24 protein-coding genes are annotated in these 25,570 nt (G+C 65.4%); 17 read left to right on the top strand and 7 right to left on the bottom strand.

Annotation, left to right across the window (positions count from 1 at the left end; all coding sequences use genetic code 11):
- Positions 1-287: 287 nt before the first annotated feature.
- The gene (locus tag RF641_RS04540; RefSeq protein WP_424572599.1) at positions 288-1,655 is read right to left on the bottom strand and encodes an MFS transporter; all 1,368 of its coding nucleotides are present in this window, start codon (positions 1,653-1,655) and stop codon (positions 288-290) included.
- A gap of 99 nt (positions 1,656-1,754) precedes the next feature.
- On the opposite strand from RF641_RS04540, the gene RF641_RS04535 reads away from it, so the two are divergent.
- Positions 1,755-2,672, top strand: coding sequence for a LysR family transcriptional regulator (locus RF641_RS04535; RefSeq protein ID WP_424572598.1), 918 nt, complete (start codon positions 1,755-1,757; stop codon positions 2,670-2,672).
- Between the two features lie 49 nt (positions 2,673-2,721).
- Positions 2,722-3,078 (top strand): VOC family protein, encoded by a 357-nt coding sequence (locus RF641_RS04530; RefSeq protein ID WP_053797469.1) that lies wholly within the window; start codon positions 2,722-2,724, stop codon positions 3,076-3,078.
- Between the two features lie 33 nt (positions 3,079-3,111).
- Here RF641_RS04530 and RF641_RS04525 read toward each other — a convergent pair whose 3' ends face one another.
- Positions 3,112-3,729, bottom strand: coding sequence for a response regulator (locus tag RF641_RS04525; RefSeq protein ID WP_424572597.1), 618 nt, complete (start codon positions 3,727-3,729; stop codon positions 3,112-3,114).
- Positions 3,710-4,891: a sensor histidine kinase gene (locus RF641_RS04520; protein ID WP_424572596.1), complete on the bottom strand. Its 1,182-nt coding sequence runs from the start codon at positions 4,889-4,891 to the stop codon at positions 3,710-3,712. The genes RF641_RS04525 and RF641_RS04520 overlap by 20 nt, the downstream gene beginning before the upstream one ends.
- A gap of 110 nt (positions 4,892-5,001) precedes the next feature.
- On the opposite strand from RF641_RS04520, the gene RF641_RS04515 reads away from it, so the two are divergent.
- From RF641_RS04515 to RF641_RS04490, 6 genes are all read left to right on the top strand, one after another.
- Complete coding sequence (locus tag RF641_RS04515; RefSeq protein ID WP_424572595.1) at positions 5,002-5,802, top strand: GAP family protein; 801 nt, start codon at positions 5,002-5,004, stop codon at positions 5,800-5,802.
- A 68-nt stretch (positions 5,803-5,870) separates the two neighbouring features.
- On the top strand, positions 5,871-6,368 hold the full coding sequence (locus RF641_RS04510) for a hypothetical protein (RefSeq protein ID WP_047118404.1): 498 nt from the start codon (positions 5,871-5,873) through the stop codon (positions 6,366-6,368).
- A gap of 51 nt (positions 6,369-6,419) precedes the next feature.
- Entirely contained in the window at positions 6,420-6,863 is a 444-nt protein-coding gene (locus RF641_RS04505) for an NUDIX hydrolase (RefSeq protein WP_424572594.1), read from the top strand.
- Positions 6,864-7,002: 139 nt separating this feature from the next.
- Positions 7,003-7,839, top strand: coding sequence for an exodeoxyribonuclease III (locus tag RF641_RS04500; protein WP_424572593.1), 837 nt, complete (start codon positions 7,003-7,005; stop codon positions 7,837-7,839).
- 9 nt (positions 7,840-7,848) lie between these two features.
- A complete protein-coding gene (gene trpS / locus RF641_RS04495; protein WP_424572592.1) occupies positions 7,849-8,859 on the top strand; it encodes a tryptophan--tRNA ligase in 1,011 nt (336 codons plus the stop codon).
- Between the two features lies 1 nt (position 8,860).
- Positions 8,861-9,379: a 2'-5' RNA ligase family protein gene (locus RF641_RS04490; RefSeq protein ID WP_424572591.1), complete on the top strand. Its 519-nt coding sequence runs from the start codon at positions 8,861-8,863 to the stop codon at positions 9,377-9,379.
- A 258-nt stretch (positions 9,380-9,637) separates the two neighbouring features.
- On the opposite strand, the gene RF641_RS04485 is transcribed toward RF641_RS04490, so the two are convergent.
- The 4 genes from RF641_RS04485 to sdhC form a co-directional block, all read right to left on the bottom strand.
- Positions 9,638-10,420, bottom strand: a complete 783-nt coding sequence (locus tag RF641_RS04485) for a succinate dehydrogenase iron-sulfur subunit (RefSeq protein ID WP_047118408.1) — start codon at positions 10,418-10,420, stop codon at positions 9,638-9,640.
- Positions 10,420-12,207 (bottom strand): succinate dehydrogenase flavoprotein subunit, encoded by a 1,788-nt coding sequence (gene sdhA / locus RF641_RS04480; protein WP_047118409.1) that lies wholly within the window; start codon positions 12,205-12,207, stop codon positions 10,420-10,422. The genes RF641_RS04485 and sdhA overlap by 1 nt, the downstream gene beginning before the upstream one ends.
- A gap of 71 nt (positions 12,208-12,278) precedes the next feature.
- Complete coding sequence (locus RF641_RS04475; protein ID WP_047118410.1) at positions 12,279-12,722, bottom strand: succinate dehydrogenase hydrophobic membrane anchor subunit; 444 nt, start codon at positions 12,720-12,722, stop codon at positions 12,279-12,281.
- Between the two features lie 3 nt (positions 12,723-12,725).
- The gene (sdhC, locus tag RF641_RS04470) at positions 12,726-13,106 is read right to left on the bottom strand and encodes a succinate dehydrogenase, cytochrome b556 subunit (protein ID WP_082123805.1); all 381 of its coding nucleotides are present in this window, start codon (positions 13,104-13,106) and stop codon (positions 12,726-12,728) included.
- A 278-nt stretch (positions 13,107-13,384) separates the two neighbouring features.
- On the opposite strand from sdhC, the gene RF641_RS04465 reads away from it, so the two are divergent.
- The 9 genes from RF641_RS04465 to RF641_RS04425 all read left to right on the top strand — a co-directional run bounded on the left by RF641_RS04465 (position 13,385) and on the right by RF641_RS04425 (position 25,422).
- Positions 13,385-14,500: a mannose-1-phosphate guanylyltransferase gene (locus RF641_RS04465; protein WP_113606804.1), complete on the top strand. Its 1,116-nt coding sequence runs from the start codon at positions 13,385-13,387 to the stop codon at positions 14,498-14,500.
- Between the two features lie 179 nt (positions 14,501-14,679).
- Complete coding sequence (gene betT, locus RF641_RS04460) at positions 14,680-16,812, top strand: choline BCCT transporter BetT (RefSeq protein WP_053797485.1); 2,133 nt, start codon at positions 14,680-14,682, stop codon at positions 16,810-16,812.
- A 133-nt stretch (positions 16,813-16,945) separates the two neighbouring features.
- On the top strand, positions 16,946-18,151 hold the full coding sequence (locus tag RF641_RS04455) for an amidohydrolase (protein ID WP_047118414.1): 1,206 nt from the start codon (positions 16,946-16,948) through the stop codon (positions 18,149-18,151).
- Positions 18,152-18,431: 280 nt separating this feature from the next.
- Positions 18,432-19,520: a BMP family lipoprotein gene (locus tag RF641_RS04450; RefSeq protein WP_424572590.1), complete on the top strand. Its 1,089-nt coding sequence runs from the start codon at positions 18,432-18,434 to the stop codon at positions 19,518-19,520.
- A 116-nt stretch (positions 19,521-19,636) separates the two neighbouring features.
- Complete coding sequence (locus tag RF641_RS04445) at positions 19,637-21,184, top strand: ABC transporter ATP-binding protein (protein WP_424572589.1); 1,548 nt, start codon at positions 19,637-19,639, stop codon at positions 21,182-21,184.
- Positions 21,181-22,389 (top strand): ABC transporter permease, encoded by a 1,209-nt coding sequence (locus RF641_RS04440; RefSeq protein ID WP_047118417.1) that lies wholly within the window; start codon positions 21,181-21,183, stop codon positions 22,387-22,389. The genes RF641_RS04445 and RF641_RS04440 overlap by 4 nt, the downstream gene beginning before the upstream one ends.
- A complete protein-coding gene (locus RF641_RS04435; protein ID WP_424572588.1) occupies positions 22,386-23,660 on the top strand; it encodes an ABC transporter permease in 1,275 nt (424 codons plus the stop codon). The genes RF641_RS04440 and RF641_RS04435 overlap by 4 nt, the downstream gene beginning before the upstream one ends.
- 9 nt (positions 23,661-23,669) lie before the next feature.
- Positions 23,670-24,080 (top strand): cytidine deaminase, encoded by a 411-nt coding sequence (locus tag RF641_RS04430; protein WP_047118419.1) that lies wholly within the window; start codon positions 23,670-23,672, stop codon positions 24,078-24,080.
- Between the two features lie 28 nt (positions 24,081-24,108).
- Positions 24,109-25,422, top strand: a complete 1,314-nt coding sequence (locus RF641_RS04425) for a thymidine phosphorylase (RefSeq protein WP_424572587.1) — start codon at positions 24,109-24,111, stop codon at positions 25,420-25,422.
- The last annotated feature ends 148 nt before the right edge of the window (positions 25,423-25,570 follow it).

Here is a 25,570-nt window from a genome sequence, read left to right as displayed (position 1 = left end):
TTGAAACAATCCCCACAAGTACCGCATGCGGCGCTATGCGTCAATCTGTCTCGGCAGCTTGGGCCGACGGTGCCGTCAGCGAAGATCGCCCTAACTAAGCATGCAAATGAACGGTGTTTACGGACGATGGGTGGATCCGCGACCCCATGCCTTGAGATTTAGCGGAGGCCATCGTCAAACTATCGCCGGTTCCCGAGCTCACTTTCCGGCAAAGCCGGGCAAAGAAAACCCCGCCCCAGCGAAACAAATTCGCTGGAACGGGGTTTTCGCCTAACAGGGGGTCAACGCTACTTGGAAACCTCTTGCATCTGGGCTTCGACGGCGCGCTTGTCGAATACCAGGGCGCCGACTTCCTGCTCAGCCTGGTTGTGGAAGGACAGGTCGATGCCGCTGCGGTCGCGGATCAGGGAGACCGCGATGAATGCGAGCACCACAACCACCAGCAGGTACACGGCCACGGCGGTCGTGCCACCGGTTGCCTGGACCAGCGCCTGGGCGATGGTCGGGGCGAAGGCACCGCCGAGGATCGCGCCGATGGCGTAGGAGATCGAGACGCCGGAGAAGCGCACAGAAGCCGGGAACAGTTCGGAGTACAGTGCCGCCTGCGGCCCGTAGGTCAGGCCCAAGCCGATGGAGAACAGGCCGAAGGCCAGATAGAGCATGCCCAGCGAGCCGGAGTTGACCAGTGCAAAGACCGGGAACAGCGATGCGGCCAGAACCACAAAGCCGATCTGGTAGGTGCGCACGCGGCCGATCTTGTCCGCCATGACGCCGGCGATCAGGGTCACGACCAGCCACACGGCGGCGCCGAAGGCCACGGCGATGAGCACGTCGGTGCGCTCCAGGCCGATCGGCCCCTCGGGATCGGTAGTGTAGGCCTGGAAGAACCCGCCGGTGGTCATGTAGCCTGCGGCGTTGTTGCCGGCGAAGACCAGCGCGGCGATGAGCACCAGCGGCCAGTGCTTCTTGAACAGGACGAGGATCGGGACCTTGGTCTGCGCCTTGTGTTCGGCGATCTCCTCAAAGACCGGGGACTCGTCCACGGAACGACGAACGAAGAAGCCGATGGCGATCAGGATGATCGAGACCAGGAACGGCACGCGCCAGCCCCACTCGAGGAATGCATCACCGGGGGAGATGACGCCGGTCATCAGCGCCATCATGCCGCTGGCCAGCAGCATGCCCAGGGGGACGCCAACCTGAGGGTAGGAGCCTGAACGGCCGCGCTTGCCTTCCTCGGCATGCTCGACGGCCATCAACACGGCGCCGCCCCATTCGCCGCCGGCGGAGATGCCCTGGATGATGCGCAGCAGCAGCAACAGGATCGGAGCCCACAGCCCGGCGGTCTCGTAGGTCGGCAGCACGCCGATCAGCGTGGTGGCAGCTCCCATGAGCGACAGGGTCAGCACCAGCATGGCGCGGCGGCCGATCTTGTCGCCGTAGTGCCCGGCCAGGAAGGCGCCGAGCGGACGGAAGAGGAAGGACAAGCCGACCGAGGCGAAGGAGATCAGCAGCGCGATGTCCTTGCCGGCAGGCTCGAAGAACAGGTGGCTGAAGACCAGGCCTGCCGCGGTGGCGTAGATGAAGAAGTCGTACCATTCGACGGTGGTACCGATGACTGTGGCGAACGCGACGCGCCGTTGGTTTGCGTTCATGAAGTGGGCAGCTCCTTGGAGAGGTGAATCACTTCAGTGTGACACCACACATAGGTAAGGTAAACTTCAAATATCTGTAGAACTTCTGAAGGTTGGCTTATGTACACGATGCGGCATCTTGAAATCATGGCCGAGCTTCCGGACCATAGGACCCTTGGATCCGCCGCGGACGAACTGCGTATTTCCGAGTCAGCGCTGTCCCAGGCGATTACCGCCATCGAAAAGCTGGCCGGCGAAACGCTGTGCCTGCGGCGCAAGGCGCACGGCTTCACCCTGACAGCCTCCGGAGTGCATTTTTCGGCGATGGCCCGCAAAATCATCTCCGATGTTACGGAACTGGCCGCCACCTTCCCACAGCAGGAAGGCGTGCTGCGCGGGCGCGTGCGCTTTGGCTGCTTCGCCTCGCTGTCCCCGCACCTGATCCCCTCGACCATGCAGGGATTCGACCACCCGCAGGTGGAACTTTCGGTGCAGGTGGGCACCCATGAGTCGCTGCTTCCGGCGCTGCGCAATGCGGACCTGGATGTCGCCTTCGTCTACGATCTGGGCCTGCCACCGGACATGGACAAACAGGAGATCTACGGGACGCATATGCAGGTGGTACTGCATCCGGAGCACCCGCTGGCGAGCCTGGAACGGCCGCTGGAACTTGCCGACCTGGTGGACGAGCCGCTGGTGATGTACGAATCCGATCCGTCCACCGAATACGTGCTCCAGCTGTTCGCCGCGCAGGGCCTGAACCCCAAGGTCATCGCCGAGGTGCCGCAGATGATCCTGGTCTCCGCGATGGTCGGGCGAGGCCTGGGCTACGGCCTGCTGATGCGCCGCCCGAACAACGCCGAGATGTCCTTGGAGGGCAAGCCGCTGGCCTTCCGCGACCTGCACACCCCGGTGTCGCCGACCGCTCCCAGCTCCCTGAGCTCGGTCGTGGCGATCACCCCGCTCGGGGTCAAGGTACCGGCCCGGGTGCAGGCGCTGATCGAGCACTGCCGCGAAGCCATGGCGGATTCCTGGTAGCCCTACCCAAGCGCCGGCGGCTCCCGCATAATGGGGCGCAGGAGGCATCATGATTGGCACATGGCAGGCATTGGTGATCGACTGCGAAGATCCGGACTCGCTGGCGGCGTTCTACGAGCAGCTGCTGGGCATGGTCCGCATCGACAACGACCCTGACTGGGTGAGCATCGGCGACGCGCCCGACCGGCCGGCCGTCGCGTTCCAAGCCGTCAGCCCCTATGTCGCGCCCGAATGGCCGGGGCATGTGCACCCGCAGCAGATGCATCTCGACGTCAGGGTCAAGGATCTCGATCTGGCCGAGGAGCTGGTGCTGAACCTCGGCGCCCGGAGCACCGGGCAGGGGACCAAGACCTTCCGTGTCTACCTCGACCCGCAGGACCACCCTTTCTGCCTGGTGAGCTGGTAGCCGCGCCCCGCTGCCACACCCGTCCGCCGCTAGCTAGCCTCCGGCTCCGTAGGCGATCTTCGCCGCCTGCAGCCTGGTGCTCACCCCGAGCTTGGCAAGCACCGCCGACACGTGCGTTTTCACCGTGCTTTCCCCGATGCCCAGGCGCTGCGCCAGCTGCGGATTGCTCAGTCCCTCGCCGATTCCCTGGAGCACCTCGCGCTCTCTGGCCGTGAGCCCCTCGGGCAGCACCGCGGGCGGCGCCGCGGCCAGCGCGCGTTCCATGACCCGGGCGGTGACCTGCGGATCCAGGACGGATTGGCCGCGGCCCGCCGCACGCACCGCGTCGATGATCGCCTGCGGCTCGGCGGTCTTCAGCAAGAAGCCGTGGGCGCCGGCCTGCAAGGCGCCAAAGAGGTAGTCGTCATCGTCGAAGGTGGTCAGCACGATCACCCTTGTCTGCCCGGAAATCTGCGCGGTCGCCGCGATGCCGTCCATCACCGGCATGCGAAGGTCCATGAGCACCACGTCTGGGCTGAGCGCCCGGACCATGGACACCGCCGCGGCACCGTCCGCCGCCTCCCCGACAACTTCCAGGTCCTCTGCCGCCTGCAGCACCAGGCGGATGCCCAGGCGCACGGTTGAATGGTCGTCAACAAGCAGGATCTTCATGGATTCCATCCTGTAGCTGGGCGTCGGTGGGCAGGGTGACCTGAACCTGGAACTGGGGGACGGGGCGAATGTCGCAGCTGCCGCCTACGGCCTGGGCTCGGGTTCGGATGCTCTCCAGCCCGATGCCGCTGCCGAAGCCGTGTCCGGCATGCTCCGGGACCGGGTTGCTGGCATGGATCCAAACGCGGTCCCGCAGCTGCTCCAGACGCAAGCTCAGAGTGCTGCCCGGGGCGTGCTTGGCGTGGTTGACCAGCAGCTCGCGCACCGTGCGGTGCGCGGCGGTGTGCACGGCGGCGGGGATGGACTCGGGGTGGGGCACCGAATACTCCAGCTCGATGTCTTCGGAAGCCTCGGAAACCAGCTGCGGCACGTCGGTCAGCCGCGCCGCCAGCGCCGGGGTCCCCGCATGCAGCATGCGCACCATCTCGCTCATTTCCTCCAGCCCGGTCACGCTTTCGCGGCGGATGGCCGCCAGCGGTTCGCTTCCCGGCGCGGCCGCCAGCGCCGCTCCGGAGAGCAGGGCGATGGAGGAGAGCCGGGCGGAGAGCACGTCGTGCATTTCGCGGGCCAGCGCGGTGCGCTCGGAAATCCGGGCCGCGTGGTGCTCGGCGCTCAGCCGTTCCGCCCGTGCCTCGGCGGCGGCGGCCAGCGCCGCGGAACGCTCGGCCTGCGAGGCGGAAAGGTCCTGGGCGGTACGCACGTTCTGCGCCCACAGCATCGGGGTGAACAGGATGAAGCCGGTGAGGAACAGGCTCAGCACCACCTGCTGCGCCAGGTGCGTGGCATCCCAGGCGAGCACCGCCATCACCAGCGAAACCAAGCACATGAGCGTGAACGAGATCCGGCGCAACGTCAACCCGCCGAGCAGGAAGACGCTGAAGACCGCCTCGAATGCCATGAAATATCCGGCAATGCTGCCCAGCGCCAGCAACCCCAGCCCGGAGGAGGCCATGGCCAGCACAGCGGGCAGCAGCCAGCGCCTTCGCAGCAGGACGGCGCCCAGACCCAGCAGCAGCACCGGGAACCAGAGCCAGCCAGGCAGCCCGGACAGCGGCGGGTTCACCACGCCGAAGGCGTGCAGCACCGCGGCAAGCAGCAGGTACATCCCCGCGGTCTCCGGCTCGTCCTGGCCGCTGCCGATACGCCGGATCAACGTCGTCATGATTCCAGCATGCCCCATCCGCAGGGCCGCGCGGCATCCGCCTTAAGGGGGAGATCGAGCCGTCCTGCTGCCCGATACCCCTGCGCCGCGACCCGGGACAGGCTGGAAGCATGGACATCTTCACGAATGCCGCACCCGCCTCACTGGTGGTGCTCGCGCTGATCGACGCCACCAGCATCGGCACCCTGGTCATCCCCATTTGGCTGCTGCTGCGCCGCGACTACCGCCGGGCGATTCCCCGGGTGCTGCTCTACCTTGGACTGCTGGCCGGCTTCTACTGGGCGATCGGTCTGCTGCTGCGCTCCGGCTTCCAGCTGGCGTACTCCCGGATATCCTTGGACACCCCGATGATGCGGCTGCTGGGGCTGGCCCTGGGCGCGGGGATGATCATCTGGGCCTTGACCTACCGCACCGACGAGCAGAAGCTCGCCGCGGCGCGCAAGGCCGGGACCGCAAACGGTGAGACCGTCAAGGCCGGCGGGCTGCAGGAAACTGCTACCGGCCAGCCGCAGATTTCCGGGGCGCTGCGCCGGAGGCTGGGCACCGCGCTGGATACCCGCACCGGGGTCGTGGCGCTGGCCCTGCTGGCGGGGCTGCTTGAACTGCCCACCATGCTTCCCTACCTCGGCGCCATGGGTGTGCTGCAAGGCGCCGGATGGAGCTCCGGGGTGCAGGTGCTGGTGCTGGCCGGGTACTGCCTGGTGATGATCGCTCCGGCGCTGGTGCTGGTGGGTGTGCGCAGGGCGGCCGGGGACCGGATCGAGCACTGGCTGCAGGCGGCGGGAAGGAAACTAGGTCGCTACGCGCAGGAGACGCTGGGCTGGGTGGTGGGCATCGCCGGGTACTTCCTGATCAGGTTCAGCCTGGACGGGGTGCAGCTGCGCGAGCTGGTCGGCAGCGTGCTGGGATAGCCACGCTGTGGGCGAAAGGACAGCCGTGCGATTGGCCTGCATCCGGGGATGATGCGAGAATTGAAGGCATGGAACCTCTAGGCAGCAGCGCGAAGCAGGGTCGGAAAATCACCCTCAACGCATCGACCCTGGCAATGTCGGTCATGGTCATCGTCCTTCTGGTGGCGGTCATCTTCGCCGCCAATTCAAATGAGATCGTCGGCTGGTTCGTCGTCGTCATCTCCGCCGGCTGGCTGCTGCTCGCCGGGTTCATGATGTTCGGCCTCAAGCGCGGAGCGCAGAAGATCAACAACTCGCTGCGCGAAGCCACCGCCGCGGCCACCCCGCGCGCCCAGGCCGGCACCGTCGTGGTCGACGAAGCCACCAGCCAGCGCGACATGAAGCTGGACCACTCCTTCAAGATCGTCCAGGTCCAGGCCCGCGTCATCGCCGAGCAGCGCGAGCTGAAGAACCCTGAGTCTGAAGAAATGATCGACCGGGCCCTGGACACCATCCAGATGACCGCGAGCAACGCCCGGGATATGATCAAGCCGGCCAAGCCGCTTGACGGCGAAATCATCGGTTAATTTCAAACTTTTCGAGACGGCTTCGGCCGTCTCGATGTCTTTAAGGACCGCATGCATCTGATTCCCGTGGTCTATGTCGTCTTCCGGCGCGAGGATCGGATTCTGTTGCAGCAGCGCCGCGGAACCGCTTTCATGGACGGGCATTGGGCGTCCGGTGCCGCCGGGCATGTCGAGGCCGGGGAAACCGTGCACCAAGCCGCCTGCCGCGAGGCATTCGAGGAACTGGGGATGAGCATCGAGCCGGATGGCCTGGAGCCACTGGCCGTGCTGCACCGAGCCCCGAACCGCGTCGACTTCTTTTTCCAGTGCACCAGCTGGTCCGGCCAGCCCAAGCTGATGGAGCCGGACAAGGCCGCCGAGCTGCAATGGTTCGACCTGAAGGCGCTGCCTAGTCCCGTGGTCCCGCATGAATTGCATGTCCTGGGCCAGTTGTGCTCCGGCGTTCCGGGGATCGGATCGTTCGGCGATTTCACGCCGCCTGCCGGGCTGGACTAACCAGTACTCCAGACGATACGCGCAGGCTGATGGGAGCTGCCCGCGCGGAGGGAGGCTACGTTCTCCGCACTCGGCGTTTCCCGGAGGGGCACGAGTCGATCAGCGGGTAATCAGCACGCGAATTTTGTAAGCTGGAAGGGTGATACCAACCAGCGTGGAAATTCTGAGCAAGAACGCCGGCGCCCTGCGCGTGGCTTCGGTCAACGTCAACGGCATTCGCGCCGCCTACCGCAAGAACATGGCAGATTGGGTCGCCGCCCGCGACGTCGACATTCTGTGCCTGCAGGAAGTGCGCGCACCGGACAAGGTGCTGCGCGAACTGATCGGCGACGGTTGGCACATCCTGCATGCCGAAGCCAAGGACAAAGGCCGAGCAGGCGTGGCAGTGCTCTCCCGCGTCGAGCCGGTGGCCGTGCGCCAGAACATCGGCGACGAGTACTTCGCCGACTCCGGACGCTGGGTGGAAGCGGACTTCGAGGTCAACGGGGAAACCTTCACCGTGGTCTCCTGCTACGTGCACTCGGGCGAACTGGGCACCCAGAAGCAGGAGGACAAGTACCGTTTCCTGCAGCGCATGACCGACTACCTGCCGGCCCTGGCAGCGGAAAAGGACCATGTGCTGGTGGTGGGCGACCTGAACGTCGTGCACACCGAGAAGGACATCAAGAACTGGAAGCCGAACCACAACAAGCGCGCCGGCGTGATGGATGAGGAGATCGCCTACTTCGACGGCTTCTTCTCCTCGGTCGGCTACAAGGACGTGGCCCGCGAACTGGCCGGAGACGTCCAGGGCCCCTACACCTGGTGGTCCTACCGCGGACAGGCCTTCGACAACGACGCCGGTTGGCGCATCGACTACCACATGGCCACCCCTTCGCTGGCCAGCAAGGCCACCAAGTCCCATGTTGACCGCGCCTCAGGCTACGACCTGCGCTTCTCCGACCACGCACCGCTGGTCGTTGACTACCAGTTTTAAGGAATTTTCATGACTAAGTCCCGCGTTCTTTCGGGCATGCAGCCTTCGGGCGACTCCCTGCACCTGGGCAACTACCTCGGCGCACTAGTCAACTGGGTCAAGACCCAGGACGAGTTCGACGCCTTCTTCTTCATCCCCGACATGCACGCCATCACCGTGCCCCAGGACCCGGCAGAGCTGCGCGCCCGCACGCGCAAGACCGCCGCCCAGTTCATCGCCGGCGGCATCGACCTGGAGAAGTCCACGCTGTTCGTGCAGTCCCAGGTGCCCGAGCACGCCCAGCTGGCCTGGGTGCTGAACTGCATCACCGGCTTCGGCGAAGCCAGCCGCATGACCCAGTTCAAGGACAAGTCGGCCAAGGGCGGCGCGGACGCGGCCAGCGTCGGCCTGTTCACCTACCCGGTGCTGATGGCCGCCGACATCCTGCTCTACCAGCCGCAGGGCGTTCCGGTGGGCGACGACCAGCGCCAGCACGTGGAGCTTGCCCGCGATCTGGCCAAGCGCTTCAACCACCGCTTCGGGCAGACCTTCACCGTGCCGGAGGCCTTCATCCCGAAGGAGGGCGCGCGCATCTACGACCTGCAGAACCCGACCTCCAAGATGTCCAAGTCCGCCGAGTCCCCTGCGGGCCTGATCAACGTGCTCGACGAGCCGAAGCTGATTGCCAAGCGCATCAAGTCCGCGGTCACCGACGCGGACACCGTGATCGCCTACGACAAGGCCGAGAAGCCCGGCGTCTCCAACCTGCTGGACATCCTGGCCGCCGTGACCGACCGCCACGTGCCGGACCTGGTCGCTGAATTCGAGGGCAAGATGTACGGGCACCTGAAGGTGGCAGTGGCCGACGCCGTGGTGGAGCGCCTGGCTCCGATCCGCGCCCGCACCCTGGAGCTGCTGGACGATCCGGCGGAACTGGACCGCCTGCTGCTAGCCGGGGCCGAGAAGGCCCGACAGGTTGCTTCCAAGACCGTGGCAGATGTCTACCAGAAGGTCGGCTTCCTGCCGCCGCTGGGTGTCTGACATGGATAACCTTGAACCCCGATTCACGCTGGGCGTGGTGATCCCGGTGCCGCAGCCGCAGCGGGAGACCCTGCGCGCCTGGCGCCGGGAGTTCGGGGGAGCGGACACCGAGGTGATCGCTCCCCACATCACGCTGGTGTCCGGGTCCTACCTGAACACCTGGGAGAAGGCCGCCGCGCAGGTGCGCCAGGTGGCGGGTCAAACCGCGAGCTTCACAGTGCAGCTGGGTGCCGCGCGGACCTTCCGTCCAGCCAGCGAAGTGGTCTACCTGCCGCTGCTGGACGGGGCGGAGGAATGCTGGGCGCTGCACCGCGGGCTGCTCTCCGGCGCGCTGCGCCACGAGTCGAACTTCGCGTACCATCCGCACCTGACCATTGCGCAGAACGTGCCCCCGGAGAACCTGGACGCCGCGCAGGCAGCGCTGGACCAAGTGGGCCTGTCCTTCGAGGTGAGCTCGATCCAGCTGTTCGACACCCGCGGCGGGCAGTGGAGCCTGAGCGAAGAGATTGAACTGGGCTAAGGCCCGCCGACACACGAAAAGAACGCCAGCCCAAAGGCTGGCGTTCTTTTCGTTGAAGGTCTGCTCGGCAGCCCAAGCCTCTGGCTCGGCCCATGCACGCAGCATGGCGGCGCCGTTGCAGGTGCCCCGCGGTGGCAGTTGCCGGGCAAGGGGTTCGGCGGACTTCAGGCCCCGCGGGGGACCGGGGAACGGCTCTTTCCTCCAGCAATGCCAAAAGGCCCGAACCATGAAACTGGTTCGGGCCTTTGCTTCGCGTACTTAGACGGTGCGCGAGAGGATCGCCTGCTTGACCTCGGCGATAGCCTTGGTCACCTGGATGCCGCGTGGGCACGCTTCGGTGCAGTTGAAGGTGGTGCGGCAGCGCCACACGCCTTCCTTGTCGTTCAGGATCTCCAAGCGCATGTCGCCTGCATCATCGCGCGAGTCGAAGATGAAGCGGTGCGCGTTGACGATCGCTGCCGGGCCGAAGTACTGGCCATCGGTCCAGAACACCGGGCAGGAGGAGGTGCAGGCGGCGCAGAGGATGCACTTGGTGGTGTCATCGAAGCGCTCGCGGTCCTCGACCGACTGGTAGCGTTCCTTGGTCGGCTCGTGGCCCTTGGAGATCAGGAACGGCATGATCTCGCGGTAGGACTGGAAGAACGGTTCCATGTCCACGATCAGGTCCTTCTCCAGCGGAAGACCCTTGATTGCCTCAACGGTGATCGGCTTGGAGGTGTCCAGGTCCTTCAGCAGGGTCTTGCAGGCCAGGCGGTTGCGGCCGTTGATGCGCATGGCATCCGAACCGCAGATGCCGTGGGCGCAGGAACGGCGGAACGACAGCGAGCCGTCGTGGTCCCACTTGACCTTGTGCAGGGCGTCCAGCACGCGGTCGGTGCCGTACATGGTCAGCTTGAAGTCTTCCCAGTAGGCCTCTGCAGTGGTCTCCGGCAGGTAGCGGCGAACGCGCAGGGTGATGTTGAAGGTTGGGATCTCTCCGCCGCCACCAACACCGGCCTTCAACTCAATCTTTGATGGTGGTTCTGGCAGTTCGGTGCTCATTAGTACTTACGCTCCATTGGCTGGTAACGGGTGAAGACAACCGGCTTGGTTTCCATGCGGATGCCGGCGATGCCCTCGGTAGTAGCGTTGTGGTCGCGGTAGGACATCGAGTGGACCATGAAGTTCTCATCGTCGCGGTTCGGGAAGTCCTCGCGGTAGTGACCACCACGTGATTCCTTGCGGTGCAGCGCTGCGGTGGTCATGACCTCCGCCAGGTCCAGCAGGAAGCCCAATTCCACGGCTTCGAGCAGATCCAGGTTGAAGCGCTTGCCCTTGTCCTGGATGGACACGTTCTTGTAGCGTTCGCGCAGGCTCTCGATGACCTCCAGAGCGCCCTTCAGCGAGGTCTCGTCGCGGAACACCTGGACGTTGGCGTCCATGATCTCCTGCAGGGCCTTGCGCAGCTCTGCGACGTTCTCGGTGCCGGTGGAGTTCAGCAGGCCGTCCAGCTGGGCGGTGACCAGTGCTTCAGGGTTCTCCGGCAGCTCGACGAAGTCGGCGGTCTTGGCGTACTCGGCGGCGGCGATGCCGGCGCGGCGGCCGAAGACGTTGATGTCCAGCAGCGAGTTGGTGCCCAAGCGGTTTGCGCCGTGGACCGAAACACAGGCGACCTCGCCGGCTGCGAACAGGCCCGGGATGGTGGTGTTGTTGTCCTGCAGGACCTCGGTCTCGATGTTGGTCGGCACGCCGCCCATGGCGTAGTGCGCGGTCGGGTACACCGGCACCGGGTCGGTGAACGGCTCGACACCCAGGTAGGTGCGGGCGAATTCGGTGATGTCCGGCAGCTTGGATTCGATGTGCTCTGGCTCCAAGTGGGTCAGGTCCAGCAGCACGTAGTCCTTGTTAGGACCGCAGCCGCGGCCTTCGCGCACTTCGTTGGCCATGGCGCGGGCCACGATGTCACGTGGGGCCAGGTCCTTAATGGTCGGAGCGTAGCGCTCCATGAAGCGTTCGCCGTCCGAGTTGCGAAGGATTGCGCCTTCGCCGCGGGCGCCCTCGGTGAGCAGAATGCCCAGGCCTGCGAGGCCCGTCGGGTGGAACTGGAAGAACTCCATGTCTTCCAGCGGCAGGCCCGAGCGGAACGCGATGCCCATGCCGTCGCCGGTCAGGGTGTGGGCGTTGGAGGTGGTCTTGAAGACCTTGCCTGCGCCGCCGGAAGCGAAGATCACGGACTTGGCCTGGAACACGTGCAGTTCGCCGGTGGCCAGGTCGTAGGAGACGACGCCGGCAACACGCTTCTGCATGTAGGCGGTGCCGTCTTCGCGGAAGGCTTCTTCCTCAACCATCAGCAGGTCCAGCACGTAGTACTCGTTGTAGAACTCAACGTTGTGCTTGACGCAGTTTTGGTACAGGGTCTGCAGGATCATGTGGCCGGTGCGGTCTGCTGCGTAGCAGGCACGGCGCACGGCGGCCTTGCCGTGGTCGCGGGTGTGGCCGCCGAAGCGGCGCTGGTCGATCTTGCCCTCAGGGGTTCGGTTGAACGGCAGACCCATCTTTTCCAGATCCAGCACGGCGTTGATGGCTTCCTTGGCCATGACCTCTGCTGCATCCTGGTCGACGATGTAGTCGCCGCCCTTGATGGTGTCGAAGGTGTGCCACTCCCAGTTGTCTTCCTCGACGTTGGCCAGTGCGGCGCACATGCCGCCCTGGGCCGCGCCGGTGTGGGAGCGGGTTGGGTAAAGCTTAGTTAGCACTGCGGTGCGTGCACGCTGACCGGATTCGATCGCTGCACGCATACCTGCACCGCCGGCACCGACGATGACTACGTCGTACTGATGTACCTGCATTCTTGATGCTCTCTTTTCTACAAAAAACTGTCTGGCTAAAAGTTCGGCTCTAAAACGGGGGTTTTAGGGTTTTAGCACTGTGGCAGGGTGCTGCCCGCGACGCATGGGTCGAAGGTGAAGATCACCAGGGTGCCGAGCACAACGATGAAGATCGTCGCGACGTACAGGATGCCCTTGAGCCATGCTCGGGTCGAGTGCTTCTCTGCGTAGTCGTTGATGATGGTGCGCACGCCGTTGGTGCCGTGCAGCATGGCCAGCCACAGCATGGCCAGGTCCCAGAACTGCCAGATCGGGTCGGCCCACTTGCCGGCGACGAAGCCGAAGGAGATGGCGTTGATGCCGTCGCCAACGATCAGGTTGGAGATCAGGTGGCCGAAGATCAGGACGATCAGGGCCACGCCGGATAGGCGCATGAACAGCCATGCGAGCATTTCGAAGCTGCCGCGGGACTTCGGACCGCGCTTGTACTTCGGGTCGATGCGCTGGCTGCGTGGAGCAGGAATGGTGACGCTCATGGCTTAGTGTCCTCCAAATGCGAGGGAGAGATGGCGGATGGCGAAGCCTGCGAAGACGACGACCCACAGGATCATGACGCCCCAGAGCATCTGGCGCTGGTACTTGGTGCCCTGCTTCCAGAAGTCAACGAGGATCAGGCGCAGACCATTGAATGCGTGGAAGAGAATGGCCGCGACCAGGCCGGTCTCGCCCAGTGCCATCCACGGGGTCTGGTAGGTGCTGATTACTGCGTTGTATGCATTGGCATCCACGCGCACGAGGGCCGTATCCAGCACGTGAACGAGTAGATAAAGAAAAATTACGACACCGGTGACTCGGTGTCCCACCCAGGACCACATGCCTTCATGGCCGCGGTATAGGGTGCCTGACGAAGTCTTCGACACTGAACTAACCTCCAAGGCTCGCAACGGCGCATGTGTATATTGCACACAATGAGATTTGACGCACTTGTGCGAGCGTTCCTTGTGCGAGTCTAAACCACTTGCCGGGTCTCAATCTATTTCGTGTCTCGATCCTGTGAGTATGTTCACCGAATAGTGTCGTCTATGCGGTAAAAGGCTCTTAAGGCCCAAATATTAGGTCATGCAGGACTTGCCTATTTACCCTGCTGGTGTCGCTCTCAATGCCGGTATTTCCCGGAGAATGAATTAGTCTGGAATGCGTGAATGCAGACCTTTTAGCCCGATTCCACGGCGTGATTCCCGCCGGCGGCGTCGGTACCCGACTGTGGCCCCTTTCCCGTGCATCGGCTCCCAAGTTCTTGCACGATCTGACGGGATCGGGCTCGACCCTGATCCGCGCCACCTACGACCGCCTGGTGCCGCTGGCCGGCGACCGCATCATGGTGGTGACCGGACGCGCCCACCGCGGCGCCGTGGTCGCCCAGCTGCCCGAGCTGTGCGACGAGGATCTGGTCCTGGAGCCGGAGCCGCGCGACTCCGCCGCGGCCATCGGCCTGGCCGCCGCGATCCTGTCGCTGCGCGACCCGGAGATCATCATGGGCTCCTTCGCAGCTGACCAAGTCATCGAGCCTGTCGAGGTTTTCCAGGCGGCCCTGGGCGAGGCGATCCACACCGCCGCCAGCGGCAAGATCGTGACCATCGGAATCCACCCGACCCACCCTTCCACCGGCTTCGGATACATCAAGACCGGCGAGCAGCTGGACGTGGCCAGCGCCCCGAGCGCGCGCGGCGTGGTCGAGTTCGTGGAGAAGCCGGATGAGGACACCGCCCGCCGCTACCTGGCCAGTGGAGGTTTCCTCTGGAACGCGGGCATGTTCGTGGCCCCGGTGGGCCTGATGCTCAAGCACCTGCAGGCCAACGAGCCGCAGCTGCACGAGGGCCTGATGAAGATCGCGCAGGCCTGGGACACCGAGGCGCGCGACGAGGTCATGGCCGAAATCTGGCCGGGCCTTCCGAAGATCGCCATCGACTACGCGGTGGCCGAGCCCGCCGCCGCGGCAGGCGACGTGGCGGTCATCCCCGGCGTGTTCAACTGGGACGACGTGGGGGACTTCGCCGCCATCGGACGGCTGAACAAGGCCAGCGCGGATGAAGGCATCATCAATCTCGGTGATAAGCAAGTGCGCGTCTACGCGGACAGCGCCACCGGCGTCGTCTACTCGGACCGCCCGCGCGTGGTGGCCCTGGTCGGCATCGAGGACGTCGTGGTGGTCGACACCGCCGACGCGCTGCTGGTGACCACCAAGGACCATGCGCAGAAAGTCAAGCAAACCGTCGAGCAGCTCAAGGCCGACGGCGCGACCGAAGTGCTCTAGACCTGCCCACTCGCCGGCCTCCCGCAGCGTGCGGGAAGCCGGCGCGTGTCCAGTTTCACGAATAAATTGGCCAACCGGGTCGTGACCACACCGAAGGCAACTGCAGTCGGCCACGTCGGCCTGTGCTTCTGCTGTGCGGAACCGGGGTGGATCCTTGGCCGGTTGGTATGTTTGAAGTCATGACTACGGCCAACAGCGAGTCCGATTCATCCGATGCCGATACGGCACAAAACCCCGGGACGCCACGCACCCGGATCAACAAAGTGGTATTTTTCGGCTCAGCATCTTTGGTGCTGGGCATTGCTCTTTGGGCCATCTTCGACCGCGATTCGGCGGATCTGGCCATTTCCACCGCCGTCGACTGGATCGGCAGGAACTTCGGCTGGTATTACACGCTGATCATCGTCGCGGCGCTGCTGTTCGTGATCGCGGCAGCCGTCTCGAAGGTCGGCAAGACCCGGCTGGGCCCCGACCACGCCCGGCCCGCCTTCAACATGTTCACCTGGGCGGCCATGCTCTTCGCCGCCGGCATCGGCATCGATTTGATGTTCTTCTCCGTCTCCGAGCCGATTACCCAGTACCTGGCCCCGCCGACCGGGGAGGGATCCACCGTGGAGGCCGCGCGCCAGGCCATGGTCTGGACGCTCTTCCACTACGGCCTGCTCGGCTGGGGGCTGTACGCGCTGATCGGCATGGCCCTGGGCTACTTCTCCTACCGCCGCAACCTGCCGCTGTCCATCCGCTCGGCGCTGTATCCCATCCTGGGCAAACGCACCTCGGGCTGGATGGGGCACACCGTGGACATCGCAGCGATGCTCGGCACCATCTTCGGCATCGCCACCTCTCTGGGCATCGGCGTGGCCCAGCTGAACTACGGGCTGCACTTCATGTTCGGGATCCCGGAGAACCGCAGCTGGCAGATCATCCTGATCGTCATCGCCGTGGTCATGGCCACCATTTCGGTGCTCACCGGCGTGGAGAAGGGCATCCGCCGGCTCTCCGAGCTCAACGTCCTGCTCAGCGTCGCGCTGATGCTCTTCATCCTGGTCACCGGCGGCACCGCCTACCTGATGGACGGCATCATCACCAACGTCGGGGACAGCATCGCCCGGTTCCCGTCCATGGCGCTGGACACCTTCGCCTACGACCGCCCGGAATCCTGGCTGAACGGGTGGACGCTGTTCTTCTGGGCCTGGTGGATCGCCTGGGCCCCGTTCGTCGGCCTGTTCCTGGCCCGCATCTCCCGCGGCCGCACCATCCGCCAGTTCGTCACCGGCGTGCTGGTGGTCCCCTTCGCCTTCATCCTGCTGTGGATCTCCATCTTCGGCAACAGTGCCCTGCAGCTGGTGCGCTCGGGCAACGAGGCGTTCGGCGAGGTCGCCATGAACACCCCGGAACGCGCGTTCTACAGCCTGCTGGAACAGTTCCCGGCAGCGCCGTTCACCGCAGCTGTCGCCACCTTCACCGGCTTGCTGTTCTACGTGACCAGCGCCGACTCCGGCGCGCTGGTCATGGCCAACTTCACCTCCCACCTAAAGGACCCGCAGGCCGACGGCTCCAAGCCGGTGCGGCTGTTCTGGTCGCTGGCCACCGGCCTGCTGACCCTGGGAATGCTCTTCGTGGACGGAGTGCCGACCTTGCAGGGAGCCACGGTGATCATGGGGCTGCCGTTCTCGTTTGTGCTGCTGTTGATCATGCTCGGCCTGTTCAAGTCGCTGCGCATAGAATCCGCGCTGGCCAGCAGCTACAAGAACACCATGCACGAAGCGCTGACCAGCCGGCTGGGTTCGGTGAACGACCGGCGCAGCTGGAAGCAGCGCCTGGCCCGCTCGATGACCTATCCGGGGCTGAAAGCGGCCCGGCGCTATCTGGACGAGGTTGCCCGGACGGCGCTGGACGAGGTGGCCGAGGAATTCCGCAGCCGCGGGGCGGACGTGGAAGTCACCCTCGAGCCGGTGCCGAACCTCCAGCTTCCCTCCCTGGACCTGCTGGTGGCCACGGGTGCCGAACGGCCGTTCAAGTACCAGGTCTACCCGGTGCAGCTGCCGGTGCCCCGGTATGCGCGTTCGGCTCCGGGCAACGACGTCTACTACCGCATCGAGGTGTTCTCCCAGGAGGGCAGCCACGGCTACGACCTGATGGGGCTGAGCAAGGAGCAGGTGATCGGGGACATCCTGGACCAGTACGAGGCGCACCTGGGTTATCTCGACGGGCAGCTGCAGGCCGACGAGCCCAGCCAGGTCAACGCCGAAGCGGTGATGACCACCCGCTGGGAATCGGACTTCGAGCACACCGTGCGCGAGGAGTCCTAGGACCCGGCGCGGCGGCCGGCGCAGCGTTGCGTCCCGCCGCGGCGCCGTGTCCCGTGTTTCGCGGTTGGCGGCCACATTACGGATAAACTGTCTTCCTCAGGCTCAAGACGCGTATTGTCGAAAGGTGTCTTCAGTGAGTGAATTAGGAAATTTAGGGTCGGTCAAGGACTGGACCGAGTCCTTAACGCCCGAGTTGATCGAGTTCCGCCGCGAACTGCACCGCAACCCTGAGCTTTCTTTCGCTGAATTCCAAACCACCGAACGCATCCTTGAAGCCCTGCGCTCTGCCGGGCTGAACCCGGTGAAGATGGAACGCACCGGAGCCTACGTGGACGTCGGTGAAGGCCCCATCCGCCTGGCCCTGCGCGCTGACATCGACGCGCTGCCGGTGCTGGAGGAAACCGAGCTCGACTACGCCTCGACCATCGAGGGCATCGCCCACGCCTGCGGCCATGACATCCACACCACCGTGATGCTGGGAACCGCGCTTGCGCTGGGCCGCATCCAGCAGGCAGGACAGCTCGCGGGCCGGATCCGCGTGATCTTCCAGCCCGCCGAGGAGAAGCTTCCCGGGGGAGCGGTCTCGGTCATCGAGCAGGGAATTCTCGACGAGGTCCCGCGGATCCTGGCCCTGCACTGCGAGCCGCGCATCGACGCCGGGAAGATCGGCACCCGCATCGGCGCCATCACCTCGGCCAGCGACACCATCCGCATCGAGGTCAACGGCCGCGGCGGGCATACTTCCCGCCCGCACCTGACCGAGGACATCGTCTTCGCGATGAGCCAGATCGCCACCCAGGTTCCCGCCGTGCTCGGCCGCAAGGTCGACGTGCGTTCGGCCGTGTCGGTGGTCTGGGGGCAGATCCACGCCGGCAGCGCGCCCAACGCCATTCCCGCCACCGGCTACCTGGCCGGCACCATGCGCTGCCTGGACGGCGACGTCTGGTACGAAGCCGGGGAGCTGCTGGATGCAGCGGTGCGCCAGATCGCCGCGCCGTACGGGGTGGAAATCAAGCTGCAGCACACCCGCGGCGTCCCACCGGTGGTCAACGCCCCGGCCGAAACCGCGCTGATCGAATCGGCGGCCCGCCAGGAGTTCGGGACCGATTCCATTGAGCTGACCCCGCAGTCCATGGGCGGCGAGGATTTCGCCTGGATGACCCAGAAGGTGCCCGGCGCGATGCTGCGCCTTGGCACCCGCACCCCGGGCGGCAAGATCTTCGACCTGCACCGCGGCGACTACGTGCCTGATGAGAGGTGCATTGCGGTAGGCGTGCGGATCATGTGCGCGGCCGCGCTGCAGGCAATCGACGCGGCGAACGGCATTCGGGCCAAATAACCGGAGAATTTGCCAATAATTTTTCGACTCCACTAGTCACACCGTGAATTGGCGAACTGACTTGGGCATTGACGTTAAGCGCTTGCCGTATGCCGCTCCGGAATTTAGCGAATTGTAATGTTTGCCGTCTTTACCAGTGACATATCTCCGATAGGCTATGGAGACGATGGGAACGTTCGCTCCTCTGAGGCGCGTGCGGTGGGCATCGGCAACGGCGCCCTGCGTGGGAAGAAAGGCCTCACGGCTCCCGGTTATCTCGCATAACTTTTTGGAGGATTAGATGCGCTTCGTATCGCGCAAGACCGGCATGGCCGCGGCCATGATCGGCATTTCTGCTTTGGCATTGACCGCCTGTGGCGCGGCCCCGGAAGAAACGGCCCCGAAGGCCGAAAACCCAGACTACACCGGTTGCATCGTCTCGGACTCCGGCGGATTCGATGACCAGTCCTTCAACGAGTCGTCCTACCGCGGCCTGAAGAATGCCGAGAAGGACCTCGGCATCAAGATGCAGGAGGCAGAGTCGAAGTCCAACGCCGACTTCGCCACCAACCTGCAGGGCATGATGAACAACAACTGCGACCTGACCGTCACCATCGGCTTCCTGCTCGGCGACGCCACCAAGAAGGCCGCAGAGGAAAATCCTGACAAGCACTTCGCCATCGTCGACTTCCAGTACGAAGAGCCGATCAAGAACATCAAGCCGATGATCTACGACACGGCCCAGGCCGCCTACCTGGCAGGCTACGCCGCCGCCGCTTCCTCCGAGACCGGCACCGTCGCCACCTTCGGCGGCATCAAGATCCCAACCGTCACCATCTTCATGGACGGCTTCGCCGACGGCGTTGCCAAGTTCAACGAGGACAAGGGCAAGGACGTCAAGCTGCTGGGCTGGGACAAGGACAAGCAGGACGGCACCTTCACCGGCGACTTCGAGAAGCAGGACAAGGGCAAGCAGGTCACCAGCAACTTCATCGCCAGCGGCGCTGACGTGATCATGCCAGTAGCCGGCCCCGTGGGCAAGGGCGCAGGCGCCGCAGTCAAGGAAGCCAACACCGGCGGCAAGGACGCCAAGCTGGTATGGGTTGACTCCGACGGCTACCTGACCGCTCCTGACTACAAGGACGTCATGCTGACCTCGGTCATCAAGACCATGGACAAGGCCGTTGAGGACCTGGTCACCGCCGACTCCAAGGGCGAGTTCGACTCGACCCCATACATCGGCACCCTGGAGAACGAGGGCGTAGCCCTGGCGCCGTTCCACGACTTCGACTCGAAGGTCTCCGACGAGACCAAGTCCGAGATCGAGGCGCTGAAGGCGCAGATCATCTCCGGCGAGCTGAAGGTCGAATCGCCGTCGAGCCCCAAGTAAGGGTCTTGAGCCAATAACGTCACAGAGCGCGTCACCGCTCGCCGCAGCAGCGGTGAACGGAGACGCGCTCTAAGACTGCCCACTGCAACACACCGAACAATGAAGATGGTGGAATCGTGAAACTCGAACTCCGGGGAATCTCGAAAGCCTTCGGTTCTTTCTACGCCAACAAGGACATCGACCTGGTCGTCGATGATGCCGAAATCCACTGTCTGCTCGGTGAGAACGGCGCTGGAAAGTCGACACTGATGAACGTCCTCTACGGGCTGTACCAGCCCACCGAAGGACAGATCCTGCTGGATGGAAAACCAGTTGAATTCAACGGCCCGGGTGATGCCATGGCCGCCGGCATCGGCATGGTGCACCAGCACTTCATGCTGATCCCGGTCTTCACCGTGGCCGAGAACATCGCCCTGGGCGCCGAAGCGACCAAGGCCGCAGGCGTGCTTGACCTGCAAGTCACCCGCAAGAAGATCCGCGAGATCTCCGACCGCTACGGCTTCGACGTGGATCCGGACGCGCTGGTCGAGGACCTTCCGGTCGGCGTGCAGCAGCGCGTGGAGATCATCAAGGCGCTGGTCCGCGACGCCAAGGTGCTGATCCTCGACGAGCCCACCGCGGTGCTCACCCCGCAGGAAACCGACGAGCTGCTGGAGATCATGCGCCAGCTCAAGGCCAACGGCACCTCGATCGTGTTCATCTCGCACAAGCTGCGCGAGGTGCGCGCGGTCTCCGACGTGATCACCGTGATCCGCCGCGGCCAGGTCATCGACTCGGTCGGCGCCGAAACCAGCACCACCGAACTGGCAAACCTGATGGTGGGCCGCGCGGTGGAGCTGAACCTGAACAAGGAGCCAGCCACCCCGGGAGCCGCCCGCTTCCAGGTGCGCGAGCTGAGCGTAGTCAACGAGCTGGGCGCCACCACCCTGGATGCGGTCAGCTTCGACATCCACGAGGGCGAGATCCTCGCCGTGGCCGGCGTGCAGGGCAACGGCCAGACCGAGTTGACCGAGGCCATCCTGGGCACCCAGCCGGTGGCCGCCGGATCGATCTCGCTGGACGGCACCGAACTGGTCAGCAAGTCGGTCAAGCAGGTGCTGCGCTCCGGGTTGGGCTTCGTCCCCGAGGACCGCTCGGTCCACGGCCTGGTCTCGCAGTTCACCATCGAGGAGAACCTGGTCCTGGACCTCTACGACCGCCCGCCGTTCGCCAAGGGCATCTCGATGAACCTGGGCGAAGTGAAGAAGAACGCGACCAAGCAGATCGCGGACTTCGACGTGCGCACCGACAACCAGCTGAACCCGGCCTCCAGCCTCTCCGGCGGCAACCAGCAGAAGGTCGTAATGGCCCGCGAGCTGTCCCGAGACCTGAAGCTGTTCATCGCCTCCCAGCCCACGCGCGGCGTCGACGTGGGCTCCACCGAGCTGGACGAGGTCATGGAGCTGGCCGACCGCATCGCCGTGCTCTACAAGGGCCGGGTCAACGGCATCGTGCCGGGCAACACCTCCCGCGAGGTGCTGGGCCTGATGATGGCAGGCGTCAGCGCCGAAGAGGCCTTCGCCCAGGCAGACTTCGCCACCTCCGCCAACGAACCGGTGGAAGCCCAGCCGGTGCCGCTGGAGACCACCGAACCCACCGACACCCAGGAAGGAGAAGCACAGTGAGCGAGATCAAGGCGCCTGTTCTTCCCGACCCCAAGAAACCGGGCAACGACCTGTTCAAGTCCATCACCCAGGGACCTGGACTGGTCTCCGTGCTGGGCGTCATCGTCGCGCTGGTCATCGGCGGCCTGCTGATCGCGATCACCGACGAGAAGGTCGGCGAGGCCGCAGGCTACCTGTTCGCCCGCCCCTCGGACTTCTTCTCGGCACTGTGGAGCGCCGGCACCGAAAGCTACGTGGCGCTGTTCAACGGCTCCATCTACAACTCCTCGCAGGGCTTCGCCCCGCTGCTGGAAACCCTGACGGTCTCCACCCCGCTGATCTGCGCGGGCCTGGGCGTGGCACTGGCCTTCCGCGCCGGCATGTTCAACATCGGCGCCCAGGGCCAGCTGATCATCGGCGCCACCATGGCCGCCTACGTCGGCTTCGCCTGGCACCTGCCGGTGGTCGTCCACCTGCTGCTGGTGATCGTCTTCGGCCTGCTCGGCGGCGCGCTGTGGGGCGGGCTGGTCGGCCTGCTCAAGGCCCGCACCGGCGCCCACGAAGTGATCCTGACGATCATGTTCAACTACGTGGCGCTGTACCTGCTGGACTTCCTGATGAACACCGAGGCGTTCCGCCGCCCGGGCGAGACCAACCCGATCTCCCCGATCCTGGACGCCAACGCGATCTTCCCCTCGCTGCCCGGCTCACGCCTGCACCTGGGCTTCCTGATGGCCATCTTGCTGACCATCGGGGTGGCCTGGCTGCTGAACCGTTCCACCATCGGCTTCGAGTTCCGCGCCGTCGGGCACAACCCGGACGCCGCGCGGACCGCCGGCGTGAACGTGGCCCGCTCCACCATCCTGGCCATGGCCTTCGCCGGCGCGCTGGCCGGCGCCGCCGGCGTGGCGCAGGTGGCGGGCACCGAGAAGGTGCTCACCGCAGGCGTGGCAGGCTCGCTGGGCTTCGACGCCATCACCGTGGCGCTGCTGGGCCGCTCCACCCCGTGGGGCACCTTCTTCGCCGGCCTGCTCTTCGGCGCCTTCCGCGCCGGCGCGGTCAACATGCAGATCACCACCGGCACCCCGATCGACATCGTGCTGGTTGTCCAGTCGCTGATCGTGCTGTTCATCGCGGCTCCTCCGCTGGTCAAGGCGATCTTCGGACTGAACCGCAAGAAGAAGCGCACCAGCGCTACCGAATCGATTAAGGCAGGTGCCAAGTGACCGCCACGCTTCCCTCGACGTCAGCGATCTCGGTGCTTCCGAGCAAGAAGACCCCGATCATCTTCAGCGTGCTGGCAGTCATCGTGCTGGTCAGCTTCGGCCTGCTGGGCAACTCGCAGACCGCGAGCTTCTCGCTCACCTCCGCCGGAGACGCGTTCTCCCTGCCCGACCTGGTCTTCCCGGGCCGCGCCTCGAACATCGCCATCGGCGTGCTGCTGGCGGCGCTGGCCGCCTACTCCTGGATGCTGCGGGCCAAGGGCCGGGTGCTCCCGGTCTGGGCCGTCGCGGTGGGCGCGGTGCTGTTTGTGCTCGCGTTCCTGATCTGGGTCGTCTCCGGCGCCAACATCAACTCCATCTCCCTGGCCAGCCTGCTGGCCGGCGGCGTGGTGCTGGCGGTGCCGCTGGTCTTCGGATCGCTCTCCGGAGTGCTCTCCGAACGCTCCGGCGTGGTCAACATCGCCATCGAGGGCCAGCTGCTGGGCGGCGCGTTCACCGCGGCCATCGTGGCCTCGGTAACGCAGAACGCCTTCGCGGGCCTGGTCGCCGCCGGCCTCGCCGGCGCGGTGGTCTCCCTGGTGCTGGCGCTGTTCTCCATCAAGTACCTGGTCAACCAGATCATCGTCGGCGTGGTGCTGAACGTGCTGGTCTCGGGCATCACCGGCTTCCTGTTCACCACCGTGATGCAGGAGGATCCGGAGCTGTATAACTCGCCGGTGCACCTGCCGACCATCGCGATCCCGGGCCTGTCTGCCATCCCGGTGATTGGCCCGATCCTGTTCAAGCAGTCGGTGATCGGCTACCTGATGTACATCGCCGTGTTCCTGGTCTGGTTCGGCCTGTACAAGACCCGCTGGGGCCTGCGGGTGCGCGCCGTGGGCGAGCACCCGAAGGCCGCCGACACCCTGGGCATCAAGGTCAACCGCACCCGCTTCTGGAACGTGACCCTGGGCGGCATCGTCGCCGGCATCGGCGGCTCGTTCTTCACCCTGGTCGCCATCGACTCCTTCACCAAGGAAATCTCCGGCGGCCGCGGCTTCATCGCGCTGGCCGCGGTGATCTTCGGACGCTGGAACCCGCTTGGCGCGTTCGCCGCGGCGCTGCTCTTCGGCTTCGCGGACAACCTGCAGGTGATGCTCACGATCATCGGCACCCCGGTGCCGAGCCAGTTCATGGCCATGATGCCGTACCTGGTGACGATCTTCGCGGTCGCCGGCCTGGTGGGACGCTCGCGCGGCCCCGCCGCCGTGGGCGATCCCTATGTGAAGGAATGACCCGTTCCCATGAATAACACCACCGCGCCGTGGTCGCAGCTTGAAGCTGCGGCCGCGGCCGCGTTGTCCAAGGCCTATGCACCCTACTCGAATTTCCGGGTCGGCGCCGCGGCGCTGAGTAGCGACGGGCGGCTGGTTTCCGGCTGCAACATCGAAAACGCCGCTTTCGGGGTGACCCTGTGCGCAGAATGCTCCATGCTCGGCGAGCTGTTCGCCACCGGCGGCGGCACGCTGGACTACTTCGTGTGCTTCGGTCAGCTCAAGGACGGCCCGCTGGAGCTGATCACCCCGTGCGGCCGCTGCCGCCAGCTGCTCTTCGAGCATCGCGGGCCCGACCTGAGGATCAAGACCGCCTCCGGGATCGTGGGCATGGACCAGCTGCTGCCGGACGCCTTCGGACCGCACAACATCATCGACTGACCAGAGAACAGAACGAAAGGCCCCACCCATGGCTGCCGAACAATTCAGCGCCGTCGAAGTCATCCGCACCAAGCGTGACGGCGGCGAGCTGAGCAACGAGATGATCGACTGGACCATCGACGCGTACACCCGCGGCGTCATCGCCGAGGAGCAGATGGCCGCGCTGAACATGGCCATCTACTTCCAGGGCATGCACCGCGCGGAGATTTCCCGCTGGACCAACGCCATGATCAACACCGGCGAACGCATGGACTTCTCCACCCTGGCCGACCCGGCCGGACGCGGCCTGGCGACCACCGACAAGCACTCGACCGGAGGCGTGGGGGACAAGATCACCCTGCCGCTGGCCCCGCTGGTGGCCAGCTTCGGCGTGGCCGTCCCGCAGCTCTCCGGCCGCGGGCTGGGCCACACCGGCGGCACCCTGGACAAGCTCGAGTCGATCCCGGGCTGGCGCGCGGAACTGTCCAACGAGGAGCTCTTCGCCCAGCTCTCCACCGTTGGCGCGGTCATCTGCGCCGCCGGCGCCGGGCTGGCCCCGGCGGACAAGAAGCTCTACGCGCTGCGCGACGTGACCGGGACGGTGGAGGCGATTCCGCTGATCGCCTCCTCGATCATGAGCAAGAAGATCGCCGAGGGCACCGGAACCCTGGTGCTGGACGTCAAGGTGGGCTCCGGCGCGTTCATGAAGACCGAGTCCATGGCCCGTGAGCTGGCCGAGACCATGGTGAACCTGGGCACCGACGCCGGAGTGAACACCGTGGCGCTGCTGACCAACATGGACACCCCGCTGGGGCTCACCGCGGGCAACGCGATCGAGGTCCAGGAGTCCGTCGAGGTGCTCGCCGGCGGCGGTCCGGAAGACGTCATCGAGCTGACCGTGGCCCTGGCCACCGAGATGCTCGCCGGCGCCGGCATCCGCGACGTGGACGTGCGTGCGGCGCTGAACGACGGCCGCGCCATGGACAAGTGGCGTGCCATGATCTTAGCGCAGGGCGGCGACCCGGACGCGAAGCTGCCGGTGGCCCGCGAATCGCACACCGTGCTGGCCGCGGCGGAGGGCGTGCTGCTGAAGCTGGATGCCATGGACATCGGCTTGGCCGCCTGGACCCTGGGCGCCGGGCGCGCCCGCAAGGAGGACGCGGTGCAGGCCGGCGCCGGCGTGCGGCTGCACGTCAAGCCCGGAGCTCTGGTGCGCCGCGGGGAGCCGATCGCCACGCTGCTGACCGACACCCCGGAGAAGATGGAGCGCGCCATCGAACTGGTGCAGCGCTCCATCCTGATCGGCGCGGACAGCGACCGCCCGGACATGCGCTTGATCCTGGACCGCATCGCCGCGAAGTAGCCTGCCAAACCGCCAGCCGCCCCCGCACGGGGGCGGCTGTCGGCGTCTAAACCGGAGCCACGCTGGGCCCAAGGAACTCGAGGAAGCCTCCGGGCGTTAAAAGATTCAACTCATCCCCGGGATGGAGAAGTGTCCGGTGCAAATCACG

It is taken from the genome of Arthrobacter sp. 'calajunan' (assembly GCF_046940185.1).
Classification (GTDB): domain Bacteria; phylum Actinomycetota; class Actinomycetes; order Actinomycetales; family Micrococcaceae; genus Glutamicibacter; species Glutamicibacter soli.
Note: the sequence above shows the minus strand (reverse complement) of the source record. Positions and strands in the feature narration are given on the sequence as shown.

Bases quoted from the DNA above. Each gene is read 5' to 3' on its own strand.
- RF641_RS04540 (WP_424572599.1), bottom strand. From the start codon at position 1,655: ATGAACGCAAACCAACGGCGCGTCGCGTTCGCCACAGTCATCGGTACC.
- RF641_RS04490 (WP_424572591.1), top strand. From the start codon at position 8,861: ATGGATAACCTTGAACCCCGATTCACGCTGGGCGTGGTGATCCCGGTG.
- RF641_RS04520 (WP_424572596.1), bottom strand. From the start codon at position 4,891: ATGACGACGTTGATCCGGCGTATCGGCAGCGGCCAGGACGAGCCGGAG.
- RF641_RS04505 (WP_424572594.1), top strand. From the start codon at position 6,420: ATGCATCTGATTCCCGTGGTCTATGTCGTCTTCCGGCGCGAGGATCGG.
- trpS (WP_424572592.1), top strand. From the start codon at position 7,849: ATGACTAAGTCCCGCGTTCTTTCGGGCATGCAGCCTTCGGGCGACTCC.
- RF641_RS04530 (WP_053797469.1), top strand. From the start codon at position 2,722: ATGATTGGCACATGGCAGGCATTGGTGATCGACTGCGAAGATCCGGAC.
- RF641_RS04510 (WP_047118404.1), top strand. From the start codon at position 5,871: ATGGAACCTCTAGGCAGCAGCGCGAAGCAGGGTCGGAAAATCACCCTC.
- RF641_RS04485 (WP_047118408.1), bottom strand. From the start codon at position 10,420: ATGAGCACCGAACTGCCAGAACCACCATCAAAGATTGAGTTGAAGGCC.
- RF641_RS04515 (WP_424572595.1), top strand. From the start codon at position 5,002: ATGGACATCTTCACGAATGCCGCACCCGCCTCACTGGTGGTGCTCGCG.
- sdhA (WP_047118409.1), bottom strand. From the start codon at position 12,207: ATGCAGGTACATCAGTACGACGTAGTCATCGTCGGTGCCGGCGGTGCA.
- RF641_RS04430 (WP_047118419.1), top strand. From the start codon at position 23,670: ATGAATAACACCACCGCGCCGTGGTCGCAGCTTGAAGCTGCGGCCGCG.
- RF641_RS04450 (WP_424572590.1), top strand. From the start codon at position 18,432: ATGCGCTTCGTATCGCGCAAGACCGGCATGGCCGCGGCCATGATCGGC.
- betT (WP_053797485.1), top strand. From the start codon at position 14,680: ATGACTACGGCCAACAGCGAGTCCGATTCATCCGATGCCGATACGGCA.
- RF641_RS04475 (WP_047118410.1), bottom strand. From the start codon at position 12,722: ATGAGCGTCACCATTCCTGCTCCACGCAGCCAGCGCATCGACCCGAAG.
- RF641_RS04525 (WP_424572597.1), bottom strand. From the start codon at position 3,729: ATGAAGATCCTGCTTGTTGACGACCATTCAACCGTGCGCCTGGGCATC.
- RF641_RS04535 (WP_424572598.1), top strand. From the start codon at position 1,755: ATGTACACGATGCGGCATCTTGAAATCATGGCCGAGCTTCCGGACCAT.
- RF641_RS04425 (WP_424572587.1), top strand. From the start codon at position 24,109: ATGGCTGCCGAACAATTCAGCGCCGTCGAAGTCATCCGCACCAAGCGT.